At 67.0% G+C, this 24,503-nt stretch carries 22 protein-coding genes and 2 pseudogenes; 11 read left to right on the top strand and 13 right to left on the bottom strand.

The annotated features are described in order from the left end of the window. Nucleotides 1-88 precede the first annotated feature (88 nt). The 5 genes from BJL86_RS09280 to smc all read right to left on the bottom strand — a co-directional run bounded on the left by BJL86_RS09280 (nucleotide 89) and on the right by smc (nucleotide 9,723). Nucleotides 89-2,500, bottom strand: a complete 2,412-nt coding sequence (locus BJL86_RS09280; RefSeq protein ID WP_083657632.1) for a [protein-PII] uridylyltransferase — start codon at nucleotides 2,498-2,500, stop codon at nucleotides 89-91. 114 nt (nucleotides 2,501-2,614) lie between these two features. Further along, a complete protein-coding gene (locus tag BJL86_RS09285; RefSeq protein WP_067475221.1) occupies nucleotides 2,615-2,953 on the bottom strand; it encodes a P-II family nitrogen regulator in 339 nt (112 codons plus the stop codon). Nucleotides 2,954-2,992: 39 nt separating this feature from the next. Continuing rightward, nucleotides 2,993-4,273 carry an ammonium transporter gene (locus tag BJL86_RS09290; protein ID WP_082908551.1) on the bottom strand — a complete coding sequence of 427 codons (1,281 nt, stop codon included), beginning with the start codon at nucleotides 4,271-4,273 and terminating at the stop codon, nucleotides 2,993-2,995. Nucleotides 4,274-4,510: 237 nt separating this feature from the next. Then, nucleotides 4,511-6,112: a signal recognition particle-docking protein FtsY gene (gene ftsY / locus BJL86_RS09295; protein ID WP_067475224.1), complete on the bottom strand. Its 1,602-nt coding sequence runs from the start codon at nucleotides 6,110-6,112 to the stop codon at nucleotides 4,511-4,513. Nucleotides 6,113-6,141: 29 nt separating this feature from the next. Continuing rightward, a complete protein-coding gene (gene smc / locus BJL86_RS09300; protein ID WP_075844935.1) occupies nucleotides 6,142-9,723 on the bottom strand; it encodes a chromosome segregation protein SMC in 3,582 nt (1,193 codons plus the stop codon). Nucleotides 9,724-9,798: 75 nt separating this feature from the next. Between smc and BJL86_RS09305 the strand changes: the two genes are divergently transcribed. Next, nucleotides 9,799-11,376 (top strand): APC family permease, encoded by a 1,578-nt coding sequence (locus tag BJL86_RS09305; RefSeq protein ID WP_075844936.1) that lies wholly within the window; start codon nucleotides 9,799-9,801, stop codon nucleotides 11,374-11,376. Here BJL86_RS09305 and BJL86_RS09310 read toward each other — a convergent pair whose 3' ends face one another. From BJL86_RS09310 to BJL86_RS17705, 6 genes and pseudogenes are all read right to left on the bottom strand, one after another. Further along, nucleotides 11,377-11,829, bottom strand: a complete 453-nt coding sequence (locus BJL86_RS09310) for a DUF350 domain-containing protein (RefSeq protein ID WP_067472479.1) — start codon at nucleotides 11,827-11,829, stop codon at nucleotides 11,377-11,379. 52 nt (nucleotides 11,830-11,881) lie between these two features. Beyond that, nucleotides 11,882-13,048 carry a glutathionylspermidine synthase family protein gene (locus BJL86_RS09315; RefSeq protein ID WP_067472475.1) on the bottom strand — a complete coding sequence of 389 codons (1,167 nt, stop codon included), beginning with the start codon at nucleotides 13,046-13,048 and terminating at the stop codon, nucleotides 11,882-11,884. 65 nt (nucleotides 13,049-13,113) lie between these two features. After that, complete coding sequence (locus BJL86_RS09320) at nucleotides 13,114-13,860, bottom strand: hypothetical protein (RefSeq protein ID WP_067472470.1); 747 nt, start codon at nucleotides 13,858-13,860, stop codon at nucleotides 13,114-13,116. An 84-nt stretch (nucleotides 13,861-13,944) separates the two neighbouring features. Continuing rightward, nucleotides 13,945-14,223 carry an acylphosphatase gene (locus tag BJL86_RS09325; protein ID WP_067472468.1) on the bottom strand — a complete coding sequence of 93 codons (279 nt, stop codon included), beginning with the start codon at nucleotides 14,221-14,223 and terminating at the stop codon, nucleotides 13,945-13,947. A gap of 5 nt (nucleotides 14,224-14,228) precedes the next feature. After that, nucleotides 14,229-14,678 carry an OsmC family protein gene (locus tag BJL86_RS09330; protein ID WP_067472464.1) on the bottom strand — a complete coding sequence of 150 codons (450 nt, stop codon included), beginning with the start codon at nucleotides 14,676-14,678 and terminating at the stop codon, nucleotides 14,229-14,231. Beyond that, a pseudogene (locus tag BJL86_RS17705) lies at nucleotides 14,675-14,800 on the bottom strand (zinc finger domain-containing protein); the annotation flags it as partial. The pseudogene BJL86_RS17705 and the gene BJL86_RS09330, both read right to left, overlap by 4 nt. Nucleotides 14,801-15,137: 337 nt before the next feature. Between BJL86_RS17705 and BJL86_RS09340 the strand changes: the two are divergent. The 9 genes and pseudogenes from BJL86_RS09340 (at nucleotide 15,138) to chrA (ending at nucleotide 21,418) form a co-directional block, all read left to right on the top strand. Then, a complete protein-coding gene (locus BJL86_RS09340) occupies nucleotides 15,138-15,386 on the top strand; it encodes a hypothetical protein (RefSeq protein WP_067472462.1) in 249 nt (82 codons plus the stop codon). A 51-nt stretch (nucleotides 15,387-15,437) separates the two neighbouring features. Continuing rightward, nucleotides 15,438-16,412: a thioredoxin-disulfide reductase gene (gene trxB, locus BJL86_RS09345; RefSeq protein WP_067472459.1), complete on the top strand. Its 975-nt coding sequence runs from the start codon at nucleotides 15,438-15,440 to the stop codon at nucleotides 16,410-16,412. After that, nucleotides 16,409-16,735, top strand: coding sequence for a thioredoxin (gene trxA / locus BJL86_RS09350; protein WP_067472456.1), 327 nt, complete (start codon nucleotides 16,409-16,411; stop codon nucleotides 16,733-16,735). Before trxB ends, trxA begins: the two co-directional genes overlap by 4 nt. After that, nucleotides 16,732-17,841 carry an ACR3 family arsenite efflux transporter gene (arsB, locus tag BJL86_RS09355; protein WP_067472453.1) on the top strand — a complete coding sequence of 370 codons (1,110 nt, stop codon included), beginning with the start codon at nucleotides 16,732-16,734 and terminating at the stop codon, nucleotides 17,839-17,841. Before trxA ends, arsB begins: the two co-directional genes overlap by 4 nt. After that, nucleotides 17,838-18,830: a metalloregulator ArsR/SmtB family transcription factor gene (locus tag BJL86_RS09360; RefSeq protein ID WP_067472450.1), complete on the top strand. Its 993-nt coding sequence runs from the start codon at nucleotides 17,838-17,840 to the stop codon at nucleotides 18,828-18,830. The genes arsB and BJL86_RS09360 overlap by 4 nt, the downstream gene beginning before the upstream one ends. Before the next feature lie 15 nt (nucleotides 18,831-18,845). Beyond that, a pseudogene (locus tag BJL86_RS17395) lies at nucleotides 18,846-19,250 on the top strand (arsenate reductase ArsC); the annotation flags it as partial. 36 nt (nucleotides 19,251-19,286) lie between these two features. Further along, entirely contained in the window at nucleotides 19,287-19,691 is a 405-nt protein-coding gene (locus BJL86_RS17400) for an arsenate-mycothiol transferase ArsC (RefSeq protein ID WP_257787307.1), read from the top strand. A gap of 178 nt (nucleotides 19,692-19,869) precedes the next feature. Then, nucleotides 19,870-20,205, top strand: coding sequence for a PadR family transcriptional regulator (locus tag BJL86_RS09370; protein WP_067472444.1), 336 nt, complete (start codon nucleotides 19,870-19,872; stop codon nucleotides 20,203-20,205). Then, on the top strand, nucleotides 20,198-21,418 hold the full coding sequence (chrA, locus tag BJL86_RS09375; RefSeq protein ID WP_067472441.1) for a chromate efflux transporter: 1,221 nt from the start codon (nucleotides 20,198-20,200) through the stop codon (nucleotides 21,416-21,418). Before BJL86_RS09370 ends, chrA begins: the two co-directional genes overlap by 8 nt. Before the next feature lie 95 nt (nucleotides 21,419-21,513). On the opposite strand, the gene mutM is transcribed toward chrA, so the two are convergent. Further along, the gene (gene mutM / locus BJL86_RS09380; protein ID WP_075844937.1) at nucleotides 21,514-22,368 is read right to left on the bottom strand and encodes a bifunctional DNA-formamidopyrimidine glycosylase/DNA-(apurinic or apyrimidinic site) lyase; all 855 of its coding nucleotides are present in this window, start codon (nucleotides 22,366-22,368) and stop codon (nucleotides 21,514-21,516) included. Between the two features lie 580 nt (nucleotides 22,369-22,948). Beyond that, nucleotides 22,949-23,947, bottom strand: coding sequence for an arsenic resistance protein (locus tag BJL86_RS09385; RefSeq protein WP_067472438.1), 999 nt, complete (start codon nucleotides 23,945-23,947; stop codon nucleotides 22,949-22,951). A gap of 105 nt (nucleotides 23,948-24,052) precedes the next feature. Here BJL86_RS09385 and BJL86_RS09390 point away from each other — a divergent pair, with 105 nt between their 5' ends. Next, nucleotides 24,053-24,478, top strand: coding sequence for a MerR family transcriptional regulator (locus BJL86_RS09390; RefSeq protein WP_067472435.1), 426 nt, complete (start codon nucleotides 24,053-24,055; stop codon nucleotides 24,476-24,478). Nucleotides 24,479-24,503: the final 25 nt, after the last annotated feature.

Genomic DNA, 24,503 nt, shown 5'->3' on the forward strand with positions numbered 1-24,503 from the left:
CTAGCCAACCCCTAACGATTGCCGGTTACTGGTATTCCACCTTAACCGCGCGCACTAGCTGATGTCTGCCCCGCCTCTCCTTTCGCGGTCATCGGTTCTCCTCGGCCTCGGGCGGCGGGCTCGGCAACATCGCGCGGACGGCATCGACGAGCCGTTCGGTCCCGCCCGGGGCATCAGAGATTCCACTCACATACAGCGTGTCCGCGATGAACTCGCCGAACGTTTCGGCCCTCGACCACTCGACCTCCACCCCGGCGGCGCGGCACGCCCCAATCAGCTCCGCGAGCAGACCCGGACGGTCCGCGCTGCGCACGCGCAGCAGACCCGATCGCGATTCCGAACCGCCTGCCTCCCCGATGTCGTGCTCGAACCACACCCGCGGACGCGCCCCGGCTGCCGTCCACGCCTCTTGTTGACGGCGGTCGACCTTGCTGTGCAGGCGGGAGCGAACCGTCGAGCTCGACAAAGCGCGCAGGTCCTGGGCGACCAGGGCCGGGTCCGACGGCGTGCCGAATAGGGTCGAGATGTCGGCCAGAACTCTGTGTATCTCGCCCGCCTCCCCCTGTTCCACGCGCAGCGTCTGGGCGCGGACGACCTCGATTCCGCGCGCAGCGAGGACGAGTAGGACGTCCGCCAGTCCCCCGGTTCCGCCGTCTACCTCCGCCTCGAGCACGTAGCGGGTGGCATAGGCGCCCTCGGTGATGCGGATGTTCGCCGTCACAGACGGACCGTCCGCCGGTGTCAGTTCGGGCGGAGCCGGGGCGACATTGTCGACGTACGGGACACACGTGGCGGCTAGCGTGCTGTGCACGTGTGCCTTCCACGGCGTCCACACGCCCGGCCCGGTGGCGCGAGAATCCGCCTCGGTGAGCGCGACAAGCAGTTCGAAGGTGACACGATCCCGTGTCCCGAGGTGCGTGAGGATCTCCTCGGCGGTGGCAGGGTCGCTCGCGTCGCGGCTCGCCGCGGTCTTGGCGAGCAGGAGGTGGTGCCGCACCACCTTGACTACTCGTTCGGCGTCCCGGGCGGGCATTCCCAGGCGCGCGCAGATCACCGCGGCGAGCTCGGCGCCGAGCACGCTGTGGTCTCGCTGGCGCCCCTTGCCGATGTCGTGGATCAGCGCGCAGATGAGCAGTAGGTCCGGGCGGGAGACCTCGGTCGCCAGCCGCGTGGCTTCGGCGACCACCTCGACCTGGTGGCGGTCGACGGTGAAGACGTGCATCGCCGAGCGCGACGGCAGGTCTCGCACCGCCGCCCATTCCGGCAGGATCCGGTCCCACAGCCCGGACCTGTCGAGGGTTTCGATAACACCGATCGCCAACTCCCCCGTCCCCAGCAGCGACACGAGGTTGTCGAGGTACACCGGCGAGGATTCGTCGCGCAGCGAGGGCGCGCCGTCGGCGAGGCGGCGCAGCGTTCCCGCAGAGATGGGAATGCCGTGCCGCGCGGACGCCGTGGCCACCCGTAGCAACAGCGAGTCGTCGCGCTCGGGCCGGGCGCCGCGGGCGAGGACCACTTCCCCGCCCTGTTCGACGACGCCCTCGGCGAGCGGGCGTCGCGCAGGCGCCCGGCGCAGCGCCGCTAGCCCGCGCCGCGGGATCGCGCCGCGTGCCGTGCGGACGCCGAGGTCGGTGGCGAAGGCGATGGTCCTCGAGGCGTTCGACAGGTCGCGCGCGAGCGCGAACCGGTCGTCGTAGTGCAGCAGTCGCGCGACGTCCTCGGCGAACTGTGCGTGGAGGATGTCGCGGGACTTGCCACCGACAAGGTGGAGACACGTACGCACATCGAGCAGCAGCTTCCGGGCCTCGCGTGCGCTGCGTCCCGGAGCGTCGGGGATGACGGCGATGGCCTCGTTCGCGACGTTAGCCTCGGCGAGCGCGTCGAGTATCTGGGCGTCACGTAGTCCGCCCTCGCCATACTTGAGGTCCGGCTCGGTGCGGTGGGCGATGGCGCCCGAGCGCTGCCTTCGAGCGGCGATCTGGTCAACGAGGTCGTCGAGCTTGGAGTGGACGACCTTGCGCCACGCGGTGCGCGCGCCGGACGCGGCCTTTTCGTACAGCGCGGGATCTCCGGCGATGTGCCGGAGTTCGAGCATGCTCAGAGCGACTTTGGGATCCTCGGCCGCGAGAGTTAGGCACTGCTCGGGAGTGCGCACGGAGTGGTCGATCGACAGTCCCGAATCCCACAGCGGATACCAGAGGGCATCCGCGGTCTCCTGGAGGTTCGCGGCACGTCCGCCGTCATACAACAAGACCAAGTCGAGGTCGGAATACGGCAGCATCTCCCGCCGCCCGAGGCCGCCGAAGGCGCACAGCGCGTACCCGGATCCCGGGACGATTCCCGCGCGCGTGGCGAGCCGGCCGAGGACGAGGTCGTACAACTCGGTCATAGCGCTGCGGAGGCCCTGCGAATCCAGAGTGCCTGCAAGGGCGGAGTCGATGAGGCCGGCCCGCCCGCCGGCGAGTTCGCCTTTGAGTTCCTGTGCCGAAATGGTGACCATGTAGCGTTCCCCGATTCCTCGTGTGTGCTCGGCGCGTGGGCCGAGGGGTGCGGCGGCGATTCGAGCTCCGCCGCACCCCGTTCGTTGGGGTATGCGTGCCTGCGCCCGGCGGGGCTATACGGCGTCGCCGTCGGTTTCGCCGGTGCGGACGCGGACGATGGTGTCGATCGGGGTGACCCATACCTTGCCGTCGCCGATCTTTCCCGTGCGGGCGGCGTCGACGATGGCCTGGACGACGCCGTCGACGTCGTCGTCGCTCACCGCGATCTCGGCCTTGAGCTTGGGTACGAAGTCGACGGTGTATTCGGCGCCGCGGTAGACCTCGGTGTGTCCCTTCTGGCGGCCGAATCCCTGGACCTCCGACACCGTGATTCCATAGACACCCTGCTGTTCGAGTGCTTCTTTGACGTCGTCCAGAGTGAACGGCTTGATGATGGCTGTGACCAGCTTCATTTTCTTGGGTTTCCTTTCAGCGAAGTCTCGTGCCCGGGGCTATCCGCGCAGCGCCTGGGTCTGGCTCTCGTACGCGGTTTCGGCGTGCTCCGCGCCGTCGATTCCCGCCGACTCGTCGGCTTCGTCAATCCTCCAACCGAGCGGTTTGAGGACATAGAAGCAGACGGTGGTCATGATCGCGGTGAACACGAGCGCGACCAGAGCGATAACGATCTGCACGACGAGCAGCTTCCAGCCGTCGCCGCCATAGAACAGGCCCGGGGCGGTGCCGAAGGTGCCAGTGGCGAAGAAGCCGATGGCGATCGTGCCCCAGAGTCCGGCGACGAGGTGGACGCCCACGACGTCGAGTGCGTCGTCGTATCCGAAGCGGTTCTTCAGGCTGATCGCGAGCGCGGCGAGGGCTCCGGCGATGGCGCCGATCGCGATGGCGCCCAACGGATGGACCGAGCCGGCCGCCGGGGTGATGGCGACGAGGCCGGCGACGATGCCGGACGCTGCGCCCAAGGAAGTCGCGTGTCCGTCCCGGAGGCGCTCGGTCGCGAGCCAGCCGAGCATCGCGGCGGCGGTGGCTGCGGTGGTGTTGACCCAGGCGAGTCCGGCTGCGCCGTCGGCAGCGAACGCCGAGCCCGCATTGAACCCGAACCAGCCGAACCACAGCAGCGCCGCGCCGAGCATGACGAACGGGAGGTTGTGCGGGCGGAAGGCGGTCTTACCGAATCCGAGGCGCTTGCCGATGAGAACCGCGAGAACGAGACCGGCCATGCCGGCATTGATGTGTACGACGGTGCCGCCGGCGAAGTCGACGGGCGCGACGTTTGCCTCACCATCTGTAGAGCCGAAGATCCACGAAGCGAATCCGGTCTCTCCGTCCCCGAGTAGACCGCCGCCCCAGACCATGTGCGCGAGCGGGAAGTAGCACAGCGTCACCCACAGCGCGGTGAATGCGAGCCATGTGCCGAACTTGGTGCGCTCGGCGATCGCGCCGGAGATCAGCGCGCAGGTGATGATCGCGAAGGTCACCTGGAATCCGACGTCTATGACCTGCGGGTAGGTGCCGGTGGCCCCGGCGACCCAGCCGTCGGCGTCACCGATGACGCCGGCAAGGCCGAACTGCTCGAAGGGGTTGGCGAAGATCCCCGCGATGGCCTGGGTCCCGTAGGACATCGACCAGCCCCACAGGATGTAGACGATGGCGATGACGCCCATCGCGCCGAACGACATCATCATCATGTTGAGCACGGACTTCTGGCGGGACATGCCGCCGTAGAAGAACGCCAGGCCCGGGGTCATGAGCAAAACAAGCGACGCGGCCATGAGCATCCACGCAGAATCACCTGCGCTGAATGTGGGCGCATCTTGCGCCAAGATCACGGAATTCACGGGAACGTTCCCTCCTCGTAGGTCAACCGGCGCAAAGCTTCCATCGCTGCTTTGCTGTCCGTTGACTTAGAGAATTCCGTGCCGATGTTTCCGTTCTTCGCGTCCGGTGTAACCGCGGGGTGAACGGCTGCGCCGCCGGTGTTACGGCTCGGTTACGCCGAGCGGGCCGGGTACCTGCTAAGCCAGTAGCGCGTCGACAAACGCCTCGGGAACGAACGGCGCGAGGTCATCGGCGCCCTCCCCGAGCCCGACGAGCTTGACCGGCACATCGAGCTCGTGCTGGACCTGGAACACGATGCCGCCCTTGGCGGTGCCGTCGAGCTTGGTGAGCACGACTCCGGTGATGTCGACGACGTCGCGGAACACGCGCGCCTGCTGCAGCCCGTTCTGCCCGGTCGTCGCATCAATAACGAGGAGCACCTCATCGACGTTGGTGCGCTTTTCCACGACGCGTTTGACCTTGCCGAGCTGATCCATGAGCCCGACCTTGGTGTGTAGGCGCCCTGCCGTGTCGACGAGCACGGCGTCGACCTCGGATTCGATACCTCGCGAAACGGCATCGAATGCCACGGCCGCCGGATCGGCCGCTTCCTTGCCTCGCACGGTTTCCGCGCCGACGCGCTCGCCCCAGGTTTGCAGCTGGTCCGCGGCTGCGGCACGGAAGGTATCGGCGGCGCCGAGCAGGATCGTACGGCCGTCGGCGACGAGTACCCGTGCGAGTTTGCCTGTCGTCGTCGTCTTCCCCGTTCCATTGACACCAACCACGAGGATGACGGCGGGCTTGCCGTCTCCCGGGAGGGCGCGAACGGAGCGGTCGAACTCGGGATGGAGGTTATCGATGAGCGCCTGACGCAGGAGTGCGCGAACATCGTCCTCCGTGCGCACCTGCTTGGAGGCGATCTCCGAACGGAGCCGATCGACGATACGCATGGTCGTCTCGCTTCCGAGGTCGGCCATGATCAGAGTGTCCTCGATCTCCTCCCACGCCTCGTCGTCGAGGTCGCCGGCACCGAGCAGGCCGAGGAGGCTCTTGCCGACGGTGTTGTTCGATCGCGAAAGGCGCCCGCGAAGGCGGTGCATGCGCCCATCGGTCGGGGCGATCTCCTCGGTGGGTTCGGCGGGAGCCGGGACGGCGACGGTGTCTGGGTGCGTCGTTTCCGGGGCATCGCCTGCCACTTCGGTGGCCTGTTCGGCGGCTGCCTCATCAGCGGCCGGTTCGTCCTTCTCTGACCCTTCCGCCGACGGCTCGGCGGTAGCAGCCGTGCCCGTGCCCGTGTCCTTGTCGACGGCGGCCTTTTCGGTTGCCTCGGCGTCGGAGTCCGGGGTCTCGGCATTCTCGTCGGTGTCTTTCGACTCGCCTGCGGCGGTTGCCGCCCCTGCCGCCGCGGCTGCGCCGGCTCCGGCGGCCGCGCCAGTCGCTGCCGCACGTCCAGCCCCGGCGGGCTTTTCGGGGGCTTGCGAATCGGTGGCTTCGTCGTCAGACGTGGGTGTTTCGGTCTTTTCCGGCGCAGACTTTTCCGGCGCGGGTGCCGCGGCTTTAGCCGAGGGCTCGTCGCGGCGAACCTTTTCTTTCTCCGCCGGGGCAAAAGAGAAGCCGGTGCCGGCCTGGTAGTTGCCCGAGCGCTCCTGCTGGGTGATCTCCTTGGGCTCTTCGGTCTCTGTTTCCTTGGAGAAGGAGATCTTGTTCTGCGAGCGGCGCCAGAGGCCGATGGCGATCGCGAGGATCGCCAGCAGGACGATGACAACGACGGCGACGATAATCCAGGCAGTGGTATTCACGGTGCCCAGTGTGTCAGATCCGCGCGAGGCTACGAGCGCAGGCTGGTCATCCGCTGGGAGATCACCTTCGAGATTCCATCGCCCTGCATCGAGACGCCGTAGAGCACGTCTGCGACGTCCATCGTCGGCTTCTGGTGGGTGATGACGACGAGCTGACTCGTCTCGCGCAGCTGCTCGAACAGGCTGATCAGGCGGCGCAGGTTGGTGTCGTCGAGGGCGGCCTCAACCTCGTCCATGACATAGAACGGCGACGGGCGGGCCTTGAAGATCGCCACGAGCATTGCGACCGCCGTGAGCGATTTCTCTCCGCCCGACAGCAGCGACAGGCGCTTGACCTTCTTGCCCGGCGGGCGGGCCTCGACGTCGATGCCGGTGGCGAGCATGTCGTCGGGATCGGTGAGGACGAGTCGGCCCTCGCCGCCGGGGAACAACACCTGGAAGACCTGCTCGAACTCTCGCTCGACGTCGAAATAAGCCTCGGTGAAGATCTGCTCGATGCGAGAATCGACGTCATCGATCACGCCCTCGAGGTCGTTGCGCGCCTTCTTCACGTCGTCGAGCTGCGCGGCGAGGAAGGAGTGGCGTTCCTCGAGCGCGGCGTACTCCTCGAGCGCGAGTGGGTTGACCTTACCGAGGGTGGCCAGATCCTTCTCCGCACGCTTGCGGCGCGCTTCCTGCTCGGAGCGGACATACGGCATGCCCTGCGGCCTCGTCACGTCCTCGCCGCGCTCTCGGGCGTCTTCGAACTCGCTGATCTCCAGCGGGCTCGGCGGAATCTCGACCTCGGGGCCGTACTCCGCCAGCAGCGCCTCGGGTTCGATGCCGAGCCGTTCGAGCACGCCCTGCTCGAGTTCTTGCACCTTGACCTCGAGTTGCGCCCTGGCGACCTCGTCGCGATGCGCGCTGTCTGCGAGCTTGTTGACGGCGGACTCCGCATCACCGAGGTCTTTACGCTTCGCGGCGAGCCGGGTCGCGGTCTCGTCGCGGGCGGCAACGATGCGGTCCCGGAAGGTCGCGGCGTCCGCAGTCACGGAGTCGAGCCTTTCGGCGAGTGTGTCGCCGAGCTCGGTGACCATCTCGGCGACTTCGGCTCCGCGCTTGCGAGCGGCCGCGGCTCGCGCGGCGCGGGCACGGGATTCGCGCTCGGCGTTCGCGGCGCGGCGGAGCGACGCCGACCGGCCGCGCCCGGACTGCATGCGTTCTTCGGCGGTGCGCAGGGCGAGCCGCGCCTCGGTCTCGACCCCGCGCGCCGCGCCGACCGCTTCCTGCGCCTTGGACCGGCGGTCGTCGTCGCTGTCGGTGGACGGTTCCTCGGGCTCATCGCCGTCGGCGGCTGCGATGCGCTGGCGCAGCTCGACCTGCTCGGCGTAGGCGGCCTCGAGTTTGTCGCGAGCGCTGCCGCGCGTCTGCTCGATCCGCCGTGCCTCGTGTTCGGCTCGGCGTCGCGCGACTCCCAGGCGCGCCATCTCCTTGTAGAGGCCCTCGATGCGCTGATCGGATTCCGTCATAGCCGCGCGCGCCGATTCGAGCGCCGCCGTTGCGTCGGCGAGAGTGGCCTCGGCGCCTGACAGCGTCGCGCCCGCCTTGTCGGCCTTCTTCTTCGCCTTGGCGCGCTCCTTTTCGGCGTCGTCGATCGCGGCGGCGATCTCCACCCCTGATCGGCCCGCGTTGCCGCCGCCGACCATCCAGCCGGGACCGACGATCTCGCCGTCTTTGGTCACCGCCCGCAGACGCCGGTCCACTGCGACCTGCTCGTGCGCGGCCTTCACGTCCGATACGAGGACGACGTCGGCGAGCACGCCCGCGAGGACTCCTTGTAGCTCGGCGGGAGCCGAGATCGCGTCGATCGCCCACCGCGCGCCGGAGACGAGATCGGCCTCAAGATGCCACGTCCGCTCCCCCGGCGTCTGCGCGATCAAGGTGGCCCGTCCGCCGTTGTCATTACCGAGAGCCGACAGCGCCTCGGACAGGTCGATTCCCTCAGCTGTGACGCCGGCGTCGGCGAATTGCCCGAGAACGACGCCCATTGCCTTCTCGGCCCCGGAATCGATGGTGATGTGTTCGGCGAGAGTGCCCGTCCACTTCTCTCCGAGATGCTTGGCGAGCCATTCCGAGCCATCGCCCGCACCCAGCGAGGAGCGCAGAGTGTCGATTCGCGCGTCGAGGCCGGCCATCGTCTTGCCGGCATCGTTTTGCATCTCGCGAAGTTCGGTCACGCGCAGCGCGGCGGAGTCATAGGCGCGCTCTGCTTCGTCGAGCGTGGCATTGAGGTCTTCTTCGCCTTCGCCGTGGTCGATGATGCGCGACTCGGCGACGGCGACCTCGTCGTCCGCCGTGGTGACGGCCTCTTGCGCGGCGCCGAGATCTGAGGTGTGCTTGTCGATCTGCTCATTGAGCGTCTCGATGCGCGACGCCACCGCCTCGGCCTTGCCGGCGAGGCGTGCCAGCCCTTCTCGGCGGTCGGCGATCGCACGTACCTGACGAAGATGCTCCGCCTCGAGGTCCTGCGCCACCTTTTCTTTCTCGGCGAGCGCAGCCGTCGCCGCCTCGAGCGCAGCCTTCGCCTTGTCTACGGCATCGGCCTGTTCGGTTTCCTTCGCCGCGGCCTCTTCGGCCTGCCGCTCGATCTCCTCCGGATCAGGCCCGGTGTGCGAGGGAGCCGCAGAGGTGAGGCTGCGCACTCGGTCCGCAGCGATGCGCTGGGTCGCGCGCGACCGTTCGCCCAAAGCGCTCAAGGCGAACCAACGCTGCTGGGCCTGGTCCGCGCGCGGCGAAAGCTCCTCGACCCGTACATTCAGCGCGTCCACCGAGCGCGCGAGTTCGTCGCGCGCATCGGTCGCCTCGGCGAGCTGACGGGTGAGGTCGGCGCGCGCGGTATCGACGTCCGACAGCTCGGTGCGGCGCCGCTGCAAGTCGTCCGCGGCGAGCCGGAATGTCGCGTCGCGCAGATCCGCCTGCACGGTTTGCGCGCGCCGGGCAACCTCGGCCTGGCGCGCGAGCGGTCCCAGCTGCCGCCGCAGTTCCTTGGTGAGATCCTGGAGACGGTCGAGGTTGCCCTGCATACCCGCAAGCTTGCGCTGCGCCTTTTCTTTCCTGCGGCGGTGCTTGAGGATCCCGGCGGCCTCTTCGATGAACGCACGTCGCTCCTCGGGCCTGGATTCGAGGATCTCCGAGAGCTTGCCCTGGCCGACGATAACGTGCATCTCGCGGCCGATACCCGAGTCCGACAACAGCTCCTGGACATCCATGAGACGAGCGCGGTTGCCGTTGATCTCGTACTCGCCGGCGCCGTCACGGAACATCCGTCGTGTCACCGACACTTCGGCGTAGTCGATGGGCAGGGCGCCATCGGCATTGTCGATGGTCAGCGTCACCTCGGCGCGCCCGAGGGCGGACTTGCCGGTCGTGCCGGCGAAGATAACATCCTGCATTTTGCCGCCACGCAGGGTCTTCGCGCCCTGTTCGCCCATGACCCAGGTCAAGGCGTCGACGACATTGGACTTGCCGGAACCATTCGGCCCGACGACCGCACAGATTCCTGGTTCAAACCTCAAAGTCGTCGGCGACGCAAAGGACTTGAACCCTTTGAGCGTCAGACTTTTGAGATACACAATCGTCCATCCTAAGCGACGAGCTTCGGGCCTTGGTCTTTTTGTCTGTCCTTTCGCCGGATAATGTTTTCGCTCGTGACCTCAGATCCGCACTCCACTCCCCAGGACCGCGGCGAAAAGGGCCTGCACAAAGGTGCACTCGGTTTCGTCGACTCCGTGTCCATCGGCGTCGCCTCGACAGGGCCTGCCTATTCGATCGCCGCGACCCTCGGATTCGTCGCCGCCGCCGTCGCGTGGCAGGCACCGGTGGTCGTGCTGCTCGCCTTCGTGCCGGTGCTGTTCGCGGCGTTCGGTTACGACGCCCTCAACCGGGCCGAACCCGATGCGGGCACCTCATTCGTGTGGGTATCACGGGCATTCGGAATGCCGTGGGGCTGGATGGCGGGATGGGCCATCATCGTCGCCGACGTTCTTGTCATGGCCTCGCTCGCGCAGGTCGCATCGCAGTACACGTTCATTCTCCTCGGTTCGGACATCGGCTCCGACCCGCACCATCCCGCGGTGCTCCTCCTCGGCGTCGGCTTCATCCTGTGCCTCACCTGGCTCGCGGTTCGTGGCATCTTGTTGACGGCGAAATTGCAGGTGGTTCTCGTGGTGATCGAAACCGTCGTCCTCCTCGGTTTCGCCGTGGCCGCGCTGGTCCGGGTCTATAGCGGCACCGGGCTACCGCAATCGCGCCCGGTGAGCTGGGACTGGTTCAACCCTTTTGCGGTATCCGATCCTTCCGCCCTCGTCACCGGTGTCATGCTCATGGTGTTTATCTATTGGGGCTGGGACTCGGTGCTCTCCGTCAACGAGGAAACCAAGGATTCCCGGCGCACGCCGGGTCTCGCGGCCCTGTGCTCCACCGTCATCCTCGTGTCGGTATATGTTCTGTTCACGGTCGCCGCACAGGCCTTTGCCGGCGTATCGGACGAGGGGCTCGGGCTCGCCAACCCCGATAACGCCGATGACGTCGTCGCCGCGCTGGGTGGGGCGGTCTTCGGAGATTCGGTCGCCGGCCAGATCGCGGTCGCCGCGCTTGTCATCATGGTGCTCACCTCGGCCACCGCCTCGACGCAAACGACGATTCTGCCCACGGCGCGTACGACATTCGCGATGGCATTCCACGGCGCTCTGCCGAAAACTTTCGGCAAGGCTCATCCCCGCTTTGCTACCCCGCATGTGTCCACGTGGACCATGGGTCTGCTCTCGGCCGGCCTGTACGTCGCGATGGATCTATTTGGCGGCGGCGGGATGGTGCTCGACGCCGTCGCAGCGTGCGGCGTGGCGATCGGATTCTATTACGGTCTCACCGCGCTGGCCTCGGCACGGCTGTATTCGGGTGCTCGCCTCCGCCCCGAGCACGCCACGGCCGGAAGGGTCGACGTTCGACGGGTCGTGCTTCCCTCAATCGGCGGAGTGCTTCTGCTCGGAGCTTCCGTGTGGACGGCACTCGCGTCCTTCGACCCGGATTTCGGCGAGGGAGTCTGGCGAATTCCGTGGCTGGGCATCGAGGTCGGCGCCGTGTTCATCCTCGGCGTCGGCGGCATGGGACTCGGTCTTCCGCTGCTGTGGTGGGCGCGCCATACGATGCCTGCATTTCGGGCCGCCACCTTCAAACGGCAGCTTCCGTCCTCGACTGACCTTGTCGCCGACGAGGTGCGAGACTGATCAGCTGATCGAGGCCGCCACCACGAGCCCGATGGCCAGGTGCGCCCCGGCGACGACCCACGCCTCGGACGTGAATGCCTCACGCTTGAGAGACTCGCCGATATTGATGTTGACGACCAGTTCGAGAAAACGCACGGCGAGCGCCTGAACCACGATTCCGACGACGCCGTAGATCGCGGCGGTCGCGAGCCCCGTGCCCAGGTCGCCGAACGACTGCCAGATCGCTACAACCACGACCAGCGCCATCGCGAGAAGCCCCGACGAGGTGATCAACGCCGCGTTCGGGTAGCCACCGCGCACGAAGTCTCGCAGCTTGCCGGGCGTGGTCCAATCGATCACGTAGAACGCGAGCACCATGAGCACGAGGCCGAGCAGTGCGTAGAGGACGATGGCGGCGATGCCCTCGGGCACTCCGGACAGGTCGGGCGCGGACAGGGCGAGGTACGAGGTCACGGTGGTGGCCTTTCGCTAGTCGAGTTTCGAGGTAGAGCAGTTAACGGGGAAACTACGGATTCGGAATGATGTGCGGAATGAAGGAAGCGCCGTCGTCGGTGATCAACCCGGCGGTCTCGCGAATGCCGAGCCCCACCGATTCATCGCCCACAACCCATGTACCGAGTACCGGCCGGTATCCGTCGAACTCCGGTAGAGGGTCGAGCAGCTGGTAGACGTATCCTTCTCGCCCGTACACCCCGGTGGTCTCGGTATCCATGCCGGCGCCGACGATCGACAAGTTCGCACCCTCGCGTCCCAGCTTTGGCTTGCGCACGTACTCGGTGAGCATCCCGGGGTCGTCGATAAACGTAGGAAGCAGATTCGGATGCCCGGGATACATCTCCCACAGGATCGCGAGGATCGCCTTGTTCGACAGAATCGCTTTCCACAGCGGCTCGACCCAGAGTGTCTTCGGCAGTTCGGACACCATGTGACGCCCGAACTCGTCCTCGAGCGCCCACTCCCATGGGTATAGCTTGAACACATTTTCCATCGGGGCGAGTTCCAGATCGGTGAACCGGCGCAGCTCGCTGTCCCACCCCACTTGCTCGATCTCCAAACCGACCGTGGAGAATCCAGCCTCGGCCGCGGTCTCCTGCATGTATGCCGTGGTCATGTGGTCTTCGCCGGTGGGATCAGCGCCGGACCAACAAAAGTAGAGGTCGTCTGCCGGCAACTGCCCCTTGATCTCGGCCCACCGCGCGACCAGCGCCTCGTGCAGTGAGTTCCACTGGTCGGCGTCCGGGTATTCGTCCTGCTTCCAATACCACTGCAGGATCGCCGCCTCGAGTAACGAGGTGGGCGTATCGGCGTTGTATTCGAGCAACTTGGCCGGACCGGAGCCGTCGTAGCGGAAATCGAAACGCCCATAGACGTGAGGGTCCCCGCGCCGCCAGGAGGCGGCGATGGCCTCCCATGCATACTCGGGAATCCCGAAGTCGGCGAATCGTTCGGTGAGGATCACATGCTCGACCGCCTCAAGGCACATCGAGTGCATCAACTCGACCTGCGTCTCGAGCGCGAGCACCTCGTCCATGTCGAACTCGTAGTGCACCGACTCGTCCCAGTACTCACGCCTGGCGCCATGCTTGTCGCGCCCGGGCGTATTGAAAATCAGGCCCTGCTGCTCGGTAATGCTCCGCCAGTTCGCCCGCGCTCGGCCCTGCACCCTGCGCATGTGTTCGCTCCCCTTTTCGCGTATGACGTCGGACGTACCGGGTCCACCGGGCCGCCTTCGGTGGATCAGCTGCCGCTGGAAAAACCCTTACCGCCGGAGGATCCCTTGGACCCCGAGGACGAACCGAGCCCGCCGCGGCTCACCGGTCCGCCGGTCTTTCCGCTGTTGGTCACCTCGCGGCCGTTGCCCGTCGCGTAGCTCTTGCCCGACTGCGGCGTCGTGGAACCATTGGCCATAGCCCCGACAGGTGCGTTCGAACCATAGGAGTAGCGGTACATGCTCCCGCCGACGAGGAAGAAGAACATTCCACCGGGGCCACTGCGTTCCTCGGTGGCGTTCTCGCAGACCTGGTCGTCCACGACGACTCCCTGCTCGTTCGTGCACTGGGCGGTTTCGTAGTCCGCGCCTCCCCCGCCGGCAGAAGACATGTACGTCGCCGCGAGGATCGCCACCAGGCCGAGGCCCACACCGCCGGAGATCAGATAGGTCTTCCTGCGCCTGCGCTTCTCTTCGTTCCTCTGGTCCTCCTGAGCCTGCAGTCGCGCCGCTCGCTCGGCCTCGCGGCGCACCCGATCGCGTTCGCGGGACTCGGCCAGCGTCGGCTCGCGCCTCACCGCGCTCTCCGGGGTCTGGCGACGCATGTTGCCCGCCGGACTCGACTGCGCAGAGTCAGACCTGTTGGCGCGCAGATTCTCAAGCGGGCTGCGCCCCTGGCCCTCGTTGGGGCCGGAGGCCGCGCCGCCGTCGCCGTCAGAACTATCGGAATTATCTGGCCTGTGGCCCCCGTTATCGGGGTTGTGCGGGTCGGTCACGTACCGGCTTCCTCGTCCTCGCTTCGTCTCTTACTCGTGGCCCAGTGTAGGCGGTGGTGAGCCACCGATGCCTGAATCAGTCACCTACCGTTCGACGAACCCGTCGAGATCGCCGCGCGGCGGATCGAAGGATTCAACCACCGTGCTCACCTGCCCCGGCGTATCGCCGCTGCGGAGCCACTCGACGAGCCGATCAAGGTCGCGCCGCGGCCCCTCGGCGACCACGCAGACGCGCCCATCGGGCTTGTTCGTTGCATGGCCGACGAGGCCGAGTTCTAGTGCGCGGCTCCGCGTCCACCAGCGAAAACCGACCCCTTGGACGTGCCCATGCACCCACGCCGTCAGCCTTTGAATCTCGGACATCTGCGCTACGCCTCCGCGCCCGAATCGGAGAAGCTCAGGTCGATCTCGGTTCCGGCCTTGAGAGTCCTGCCCACGGTGCAAGCACGATCGATGGCGCGCGCGGCGATGGTGCGGATCTTCTCGCGGTCAGTTTCGGAGAATTCGGCTAGATCAAGCTCGAAGACCTCCTCGAGCTTGGGATAGAGCTCCTGGTCGCGGTCTGCCGCGCCGGATACCCGGACGGTACCGGAGAAATCCTCGCCGAGGCGCCGCTCGAGCGGCCCATCTGCGCTCATCGCGGTACAGGCCGCGAGAGCAATTTTGAGCAGCTCGCCCGGCGTGAATACACCCTCCACCGTGTCACGGCCGACGAGCACCTCCGCCCCGCGCGAGGACTTGCCGGTGAACTTGGCGCTTGCCGTGCGTTCAACCCACAATTCGGTGGCGGCAGGCTGGGAATTATCGCTAACTGTCATGTGCCAATCGTACGTTTGCCACTAACGGACCGCAGCTTCCGCGGTGCTGGCTGGCACGCAGGACAAAAGTACGATCCCCTGCCGCCAATGCTTTCCTTCGCCATCGGCTCCCCGCAGCGCGGGCACGGTTCCCCGAGCCGGCCGTAGGCGTTGAGCGAGCGCGCGAAGTAGCCCTACTTCCCACGTTAGGTACATTGAAAAACTGAGAGGCTCAGAGCGAAGCGTTTTCGCAGTTCAAAGGGCACTTCTCGTCGAGACGAGGGTGTCGCAACGCGCGCTGCCCAATATCCAGAGTACGGCCTCAGGACTTCAACATGCCAACGGTCCAGTCGAAGCAAGAATCGGGCATTCACGACCGTGCGCACAGGACGCCGCCGCCATCGAGGATGGGCACTACATCGCCTCTGATGCAGTCCCGGCCTCCGCTTCTATTCTTTTCCTGGCGTCCTGTTCGAGCAGGTGGTCCGTGAAGACCTGGGCGATGAACTTCGTCTGCTCGCGCGTCAGCGGCGGCGCGGCCTCGCGGATCTCCCGGACGTGCTCGGCGTGCGCGGTCAGGCCGAACGCTCGATCCAGGTCGGAGACTCGGACAAGGGTCTTGATGGCCGGGCATATGCCTCAGCTGTCCATCCTCGTCGCAGCCACCGCGGGAGACAAATGCTGTGGCATACGCCCCTCGACCCAACATCCGAGATGAACATCTGGTGAACCTCCGCACCCTGGCTTGACCCTTGATTCGACGTACTTCAATATAGAAGCGTGTCGAATCAAGATACTGAGTTGGTCATCGTCGGATCGGGCCCTGCCGGATACACTGCCGCGGTCTACGCGGCGCGAGCAGGCCTCGCCCCAGTGGTGATCGCCGGTTCGGTCACGGCCGGCGGCGCGCTGATGACGACGACCGAGGTGGAGAACTTCCCCGGCTTCGTGGACGGCATCCAGGGACCGGAGCTGATGGAGGCGATGCGTGCGCAGGCCGAGCGCTTCGGTGCCGAGATCGTCTACGACGATGCGATCCGCCTCAGCCTCGACGACGTCTTGAAGGTGGTCGAGACCGGGAATGGCGTCACGTATCGAGCCCGCGCGGTCATCCTGACGATGGGCTCCGCCTACCGGAAGCTCGGCCTCCCGGAGGAGGACCGTTTGTCCGGGCACGGCGTCTCCTGGTGCGCCACCTGCGACGGCTTCTTCTTCCGAGATCAGCAGATCGCTGTGGTCGGCGGCGGAGATTCCGCGATGGAGGAGGCCCTGTTCCTCACCCGGTTCGCTTCGAAGGTGACCGTGGTCCACCGGCGTGACGAGTTCCGTGCATCGAAGATCATGGCCCAGCGCGTCCTGGAGCACCCGAAGGTCGAGGTGGCATGGAACAGCGAGGTCGCCGAGATCCTCGGCGACGAGCGGGTGACCGGGCTACGGCTGCGCGACACCGCCAGTGGGGCCGAGCGCGCTCTCGACGTCACCGGGGTGTTCGTCGCGATCGGGCACGATCCGCGCTCCGAACTTGTGGCCGGTCAGGTCGGCACCGATTCCGACGGCTATGTACAGGTGGCCCTCCCGACCACGCGGACCAGCCTGCCGGGCGTCTTCGCGGCCGGCGATCTGGTGGATCACATGTACCGGCAGGCGATCACCGCCGCCGGCACCGGCTGCGCCGCCGCGCAGGACGCCCAGCACTACCTGTCGAATCTCGCTCCTGCTACCCGCGCGGAGCCCATCCTGGAGGTCTCCGCATGAACCCCATTGCCCAAGTCACCGACTCGACTTTCCAAGCCGAGGTGACTGAGTCGGAACTGCCCGTCGTCGTCGACATCTGGGCCACCTGGTGCGGCCCGTGCAAGGCGATCGCTCCGATCCTGGACCAGCTCGCTGAGGAATACGACGGTCGCGCCCGGATCGTCAAGGTGGACGCCGACCAGAACCCTGAGACCGTGACCGCCGCCGGGGTTACCTCCATCCCGACCCTCGCCTTCTACAAGGGCGGAGAACGGGTGGATGTGCTGATCGGCGCGCATCCGAAGCCCGCCATCGCTGCGAAGATCGAGGAGCTGCTCGCATGACCGCCGCATCCGCTGTTGCTGCCCGCACCGCGCCGAAACGGCTCTCCACGCTCGACAAGTGGCTCCCGCTGTGGATCGGTCTGGCCATGGTCGCCGGGCTCCTGCTCGGCCGCTTCGTCCCTGCACTGTCGGACCTCTTGAGCCACCTGGAGGTCGGCGGGATCTCGGTGCCGATCGGGCTCGGGCTGCTGGTGATGATGTACCCGGTACTCGCGAAGGTCCGCTACGACAAGGTCGCCGCCGTCACCGGCGACAAGAAGCTGCTGGCCTCCTCGCTGGTGCTGAACTGGCTGGTCGGCCCCGCCGTGATGTTCGCCCTCGCGTGGATCTTCCTGCCCGACCTGCCCGCGTACCGCACCGGCCTCATCATCGTGGGCCTCGCGCGCTGCATCGCCATGGTCGTGATCTGGAACGACCTCGCCTGCGGCGACCGCGAGGCGACCGCCGTGCTGGTCGCGATCAACTCGGTGTTCCAGGTCGTAATGTTCTCCGTGCTGGGCTGGTTCTACCTCACGATCCTCCCAGGCTGGCTCGGCCTCGACACACAGGGCCTTGAGGTGTCGATGGGGCAGATCGCCCTGAACGTGCTCGTCTTCCTCGGTGTGCCGCTCGTCGCGGGCTTCGCCTCGCGGTGGATCGGCGAGAAGCGCCGCGGCCGGGACTGGTACGAGGAGAAGTTCCTTCCTCGCATCGGTCCGTGGGCCCTGTACGGGCTGCTGTTCACGATCGTGCTGCTGTTCGCCCTGCAGGGCGACGCGGTGCTGGGCAAGCCGTTGGACGTCGCACGGATCGCACTCCCGCTACTCGTCTACTTCGCGCTCATGTGGTTCGCGGGCCTCTTGCTTGGCAAGGGCCTTGGACTCGGCTACGCCCGTTCGACCACACTGGCGTTCACGGCGGCGGGGAACAACTTCGAGCTCGCGATCGCGGTTGCGATCGGCACGTTCGGCGCGACCAGCGGGCAGGCCCTCGCGGGCGTGGTCGGGCCGCTGATCGAGGTGCCCGTGCTCGTCGGGCTCGTCTACGTCTCGCTCTGGGCCGCCCGCGCCTGGTTCCGCACAGACCCGTACGTCGCTGACACCGCCATCGAAACGAGGACACCATGAACGAAGACACCGTGCTGGCTGAGCCGTGCGCCCCGACCGCGACGCACGCGATCAGCGCCGAGTTCGCGGCCACCGTTGCGACCGCGTTGAAGGCGCTGAGCGACCCCTTCCGGCTGCGGATGCTCTCGGCGATCGCGGCAGACTCGCGCGGAGAGTCCTGCGTGTGCGACCTCGCCGAGCTCGCCGAGGTCTCCCAGCCGACGGTGTCCCATCACTTGAAGGTCCTCAAGACCGTGGGCCTGCTGGACGCCGAGCGCCGCGGCACCTGGGTCTGGTACCGCATCAACCCGGCACGCCGTTCTGCGGTGACCGCGCTGCTGGACGGCTTCGCGCCGGCGGCCATCGCCGAGGCAGCGCCCGAGGCACTGCCTGACGCGGACGCTGCGGACACGGACGCGCAGATCGCTCATCTCGCCGCGGACCTCGCAGCGTCGACCCCTGCCCTGCCGCCCGAGACCGTGACGAGCATCGTGCGGGAGTCCTACGCCGCGCTGGCCCGCAGCGCGAAGATCACCCGATACATCGTGCCGCTGACCGAACGGTTCGCGAGGCAGCGCCTGGCCGACCTCACCCGTGACCGCGAGAGCGCCGCACCCCAGGTGCTGTTCGTCTGCGTCGCGAACGCCGGCCGCTCCCAGCTCGCGGCCGCCCTGGTCGGCCAGCTCTCCGGCGGACGGGTGATCGCCCGCTCGGCCGGATCGACGCCCGCAGAGCATGTGCACCCGCACGTCCGGTCCCTGCTCGCAGAGATCGAGGGGGACAAGGCATCTCAGCTCTTCCCGAAGCCGCTCACCGACGACGCCGTTCGCGCCGCCGACGTGGTCGTGACCATGGGCTGCGGCGATGTGTGCCCTGTCATCCCCGGAGTCCGCTACGAGGACTGGGCCGTGGGAGACCCGGCCCTCGCCTCGCCCGCGGGCGCTGCAGCGATCCGCGACGACATCGAATCCCGTGTCCGCACACTGCTCGACACGCTCCTCACCGACTGAAACCGAAGGAATCTCATGACCGACCAGAAACCCTCCGTCCTGTTCGTCTGCGTCCACAACGCCGGACGCTCCCAGATGGCCGCCGGCTACCTCCGCGACCGCGCCGGCGACCGCATCGAGGTCCGCTCCGCAGGATCGATGCCAGCCGACCAGATCAACCCGGTCGCGGTCGAGGCCATGCGGGAAGAGGGCATCGACATCACCGCCGAGCAGCCCAAGGTCCTCACGACCGAGGCCGTGCAGGACTCCGACGTCGTGATCACCATGGGCTGCGGCGACTCCTGCCCGTTCTTCCCGGGCAAGCGCTACGAGGACTGGAAGCTCGAGGACCCGGCAGGGCAGGGCATCGAGGCGGTCCGGCCCATCCGCGACGAGATCCGCTCGCGCATCGAGGCGCTCATCGAGGAACTGCTCCCCCCGGCCACCCCGCAGCAGCGGGACGAGCGCCAGCCTTCGGTGCTGTTCGTCTGCAAGAAGAACGGCGGTAAGTCCCAGATGGCCGCCGCTCTCATGCGCAAGCTCGCCGGCGACGCCGTCCAAGCCCACTCGGCGGGCACGGCCCCGGGTTCGGCGCTCAACGCGTTGTCCGCCGCGTCCGTCGCCGAGGTCGGGGCGAGCCTGGATGGCGAGCACCCAAAGCCGATCGACCCGGGCCTCCTGCTTTCCGTGGACCGCGTCGTCGTCGTCGGCGAGGAAGCCGTGGTCGAGCCCGTGCCGGGAATGGCCGGGGTCCTCGAGACCTGGGTGATCGACGAGCCGTCGACGCGGGGCATCGAGGGCGAGGAGCGGATGCGCCTGATCCGCGATGAGATCTTCGGGAAGGTCCGCGAGCTCGCCACGGAGCTCGCATCTGAAGACTGAGCGAACCTCTGCAAGAACGAAAGGCGTTCGCTCGCGCTGCTGGCGATCGAACTTTCTCGCACCGGAGCAGAAGCCCCCGCCGTCTCGTGACACTTCAGCTGTTCGTTGAATCATCGAGACAGGCGACTCCGAGTCCTGGACTCACTATCTGTAGTCGATATCGATGTACGATACTGACATGGAGTCCAACGACGACGCTTCGACGGAGTTCGAGCACCACGACCTATTGTCCGGGCTCGTGCGCATGCACGTCCTGCACCACGCAGCGCAGGAGGAGATCTACGGGGCGTGGATGATCGAGGAGCTCGCAGGCCATGGCTACCGGCTTTCGCCCGGGACGCTATACCCGATGCTGCGCCGGATGGTCGCCGACGGATATCTGACCGTGCGCTCCGAGCGCGACGGACGCACGGTGCGCAAGTACTACTCCGCCACCGACAGGGGACGCGAAGGGCTCGCCCAAGCGCGGGAGCGCGTCCAGATCTTCACCCGAGAGGAACCCGAACATGGCTGATGCCGTGTCCGCACCGACGAGAGCCGTGCGAGGCTCCGCCTGGGAGGTGTTCCGCGTCTTCCTCAGGCTCGGCGTCTCCTCCTTCGGCGGACCGATCGCGCACCTGGGCTACTTCCGCACCGAGGCCGTCGAGCGCCGGAAGTGGCTGGACGACAGGGAGTACGCCGACCTCGTCGCGCTCTGCCAGTTCCTGCCGGGCCCCGCGTCGAGCCAGGTCGGGTTCGCGATCGGCATGCACCGCGCCGGGGCCCTCGGCGCGCTGGCGGCGTTCCTCGCCTTTACGTTGCCATCGGCGGCGCTTATGGTCGCGTTCGCCTACGGGGCGTCGCTGTTCACCGGCCCCGTCGCCGAGGGACTGCTCATCGGGCTGAAGATAGTCGCGGTCGCCATCGTCGCCCAGGCGGTCCTGGGGATGGCGAAGAGCCTGGCTCCCGACAGGCAGCGCGCGTCGATCGCAGCCGTCGCCGCGGCCGCGGCCCTGCTGCTGGCCGGATCGTCAGGGCAGGTCATCGCGATCGCGCTCGGCGCGGTCGCCGGGTACTTCTTCTGCCGTGCTGCGAGCATGGCGACCGGCGGGGCGCTGCACTTCCCCGTCCGGCGCGGCGTCGGCGCAGCGAGCCTGGTCCTGTTCGGGATCCTGCTGCTCGGCCTGCCAGTGGCAGTGATCGCGACGGGCTCAGGAGGTCTAGCGCTCTTCGACGCCTTTTACCGCGCGGGCTCCCTGGTCTTCGGCGGCGGGCATGTCGTCCTGCCGCTGCTCCAGTCCGGAGTCGTCGAGACCGGGTGGGTGGGCGACCAGCAGTTCCTGGCCGGCTACGGTGCTGCGCAGGCGGTGCCCGGGCCGCTGTTCACCTTCGCCGCGCTCCTGGGCACGGCATCGACCACTGGGCCCGGCGGAGTCCTCGGAGCGGCGATCGCCCTTGTCGCCGTCTTCCTGCCCGGATTCCTGCTCCTGGTCGGCGTGCTGCCGTTCTGGAACTCGCTGCGCCAGCGCCCCTGGGCCCAGGCCGTGATGCGCGGAGCCAACGCCGCGGTCGTCGGCATCCTCGCCGCAGCCCTGTACTCCCCGGTGTTCTCCACCGCGATCACCGGCCCCGGCCCGTTCGCTCTCGCGCTGGTCTGCTTCGTGCTCCTGATCGCGTGGAAGCTGCCGCCGTGGGTCGTCGTGATCGTCGGCGCTGCTGGAGGAGTGCTGCTCTCGCTCGTGCCCTGAACGGACAGCTTGTGTCGTCCGCGGGAGCCCTGAGCACTTTCTCCACATCTGTCTGCTCAACGTCCGTGACCTGGCCTCCTCAGGCAAACTCCTCATCACGCTAGGGTCGTTGTCGATTTTCGCTGGCAGATCGGACACGAGTGGCTCGAGCGGTTCATGAATTGTTCCCGCACGATCGGCGTCCCGCAGCGCGTGCAAGGCTGGCCGGTACGACCGTAGGCATTCAGGCTGCGGGCAAAATAACCGCTGCTGCCGGCCACGTCGACATAGAGGGAATCGAACGAGGTTCCGCCTTGGTTTAGCGCGGCGGCCATGACGTCGCGCGCAGCATCGATCAGCGCTGAGATCCTTGGCTTGCTCAAGGACGATGCCGCCGTCTCCCCGTGCACCTTGGCAGCCCAGAGTGCTTCGTCGGCGTAGATGTTCCCGATGCCGGACACTACCGTCTGGTCCAGCAGCACGCGCTTGATGCCGGTTTTTTTGGCCTTGATCAACGCAACTGCTGCCGCCTGGTCGAACAGCGGATCGAACGGATCCCGCGCGATGTGGGCGATCGGCGAGGGTAGCACCGCTCCGCCTTCGTCGTACATCAGATGCCCGAACGTGCGCTGGTCATCGAACCGCAGATCGTGGCCGCCGTCGGTGAAGGTGATCCGCGCCCGCTCGTGCGCAGCGACGGCAGCATCAGGCGACGTGATGAGCATCTGCCCGCTCATCCCCAGGTGAGCCAGCAGCGCGTCCTCGCCGTCCAGGATCAGCCACAGGTACTTACCGCGGCGGGCAGTCCCCGTGATCGTCGCCCCGACCATCCGTGCGGCCAAATCCTCCGTACCGCCCACATGACGGCGGGCCGCACGCGGATGCAGAATAGTGGCCGAGGCGATCGTCCGGCCACGGACATGATCGTCGAGTCCACGGCGCACGACCTCGACCTCAGGAAGTTCAGGCACGGGTAGCACCTCGCAGTGTCCGGGACCCAGGGCTACGGCGGTTCGTTGCTGAACAGGTCGGGCTATCGAAGTGCTTGGTCAGAGCCTTTCGTGCCAGGTCAGACCGGGAAACGACTCGTTGACGTCGGGCCACTGTCCGGCACTGCCAAGCGGGATCTTTGCGCGTGCGACTTGCTTCGACCCGCTTTGCATGAATGTAGAAGGGGCCCTACTTCCCACGATAGATACATTGAAAAACTGGGAGAGTAGGACGATGGCGTTTTCGCTGGTCAGAGGCTACTTCACCGCTAAGTGACGTGCGTATGATGTGTGCTGCCTCCACACCAGAGTACGGCCTCACGACGTCAACCTGCCAACTGCCCGGTCGAAGGAAGGATCGGGCATCCGCGACCCGTGCGCACAGGACGCCTTCGCCATCGAAGCAGTCCCGGCCTCCACTTCTCCTTCTCTTGGCCTTCTGTTCGATCAGGTGGTAGTGGGGACCTGAGCGACGCCCGCCGGCCGCCCTGACGAGAGCCGAGGCCCGCCTTCGGCACTTCTCTGATTGAGGGATCCCGGCACCCCCCGTTGCACGAGGCTTCTACGACACGGACTTCGCCGGTCCTATCGCGGGATCGTGAGCCACGCGGATGATCCACGGGATCAGTCGCACGAAAACCACCATGACGACCAGCTCGACCAGGGTCTGCGTGACGACCACGAGGGGAGCGAGGTCGAACGCCGCGGGCAGCGCGAGCACCAGCGGCAGCACGACGAGTGAGTTCCGGGTCGCGCCGATGAACACGATCGCCCGTCTGCCGGGCACGTCGAGGCCCGCGACTCTGCCCGCCAGCATCCCGACCGGCACCATCACGGCGGCGAAGAGGACGTAGACCGGCACCGCGAGGAGCAGAGAGCCGAGCCGCGCGCTCACGCGAGCGATCTGCGAGGCGACGACGACCGCGAGCGTGGCGACCATGAGCGGCACCATCGCGCCCATGACCGCCTGTTCGACCCTGCGCGCGGCGCGCGATCTGGCCGCGGACAGCTGGGTCAGCGCCGCGCCCACGAGGGGCAGGGCGATGATGAGCACGAAGGCCTCGACGAACGGCGCGAACTCCACGGACCCCACGAACTCCGCTCCGACGAACAGCCATAGGTACAGCGGCAGCAGGAGCATCTGGGTGAGCATCAGCAGCGGGGCGGCTGCCAAGAGCTTCTCCTCGTCGCCGCCGGCAAGCCCGGCGAAGACGATCACGTAGTCGATGCACGGGGTCAGCAGCACGAACAGCACGCCGACGAGGAGTACCTGGTCGTGGGCCACGATCCCCGACAGCAGCCAGACGACGGCGGGCACCAGCACGAAGTTCACGACGAGGATCGCGGCAAGGAAGCGCCAGTCGCGGAAGGCGTGCCCGATTCTGCCGAACGGGATGCCGAGGAACGTGGCGTAGAGCAGCAGCGCGAGCACTGGGTGGATCGCCAGCTCGGCCGGGTAGGCGACCACGGGCCAGGCCAGCCCGACGACGGCCCCGATCGCCGGCCCCGCGACATAGAGCGCGACCTCGTGCCGCTCCATCCATTCCACGCTCATCTGCATCTGTTCTCCCTCATCACGTGCAAGGGCGGGCAATCCCGCCTACAGAAAAACGTTAGACCTTGAACCCGGGTTGAAGGTCAAGCTAGCGAAGCATAGGCTCGAAGCATGAAGATCTCCGAGGTCGCCGAGCGCAGCGGAGTGCCGGCGAGCACGCTGCGCTACTACGAGCGCCTCGGCTTCCTCGCGGCGCGCCGGAGCCCGAACGGATACCGGGACTTCGACGAGGGCCACCTCGAGCGGCTCGACTTCATCGCTTCAGCCAAGCGGCTCGGACTCGAACTGCCCGAGATCCGCCGCCTCTTGGAGCTCGCCGACACGGGCACCTGCACCGGCGTCAAGGTCGCGCTGCAGCCGCTGCTGGCCGAGCAGATCGCCGCCGTCGAACGGCAGATCAGCATCCCGACCGCACTCCAGGAACAACTGAGCGCGGCGCAGGCCCACGTCGACGACTGCCCGGACAGCGACGAGCAGTGCCGGTCCGAGTGCGCGTTCCGGGCCTTCGCACGGACCGCGCCGGTGCCCGATCAGTAATAGCCAATAGGTCAGCCATTGCTGT

Source organism: Dietzia timorensis, assembly GCF_001659785.1.
GTDB classification, from domain to species: Bacteria; Actinomycetota; Actinomycetes; order Mycobacteriales; family Mycobacteriaceae; genus Dietzia; species Dietzia timorensis.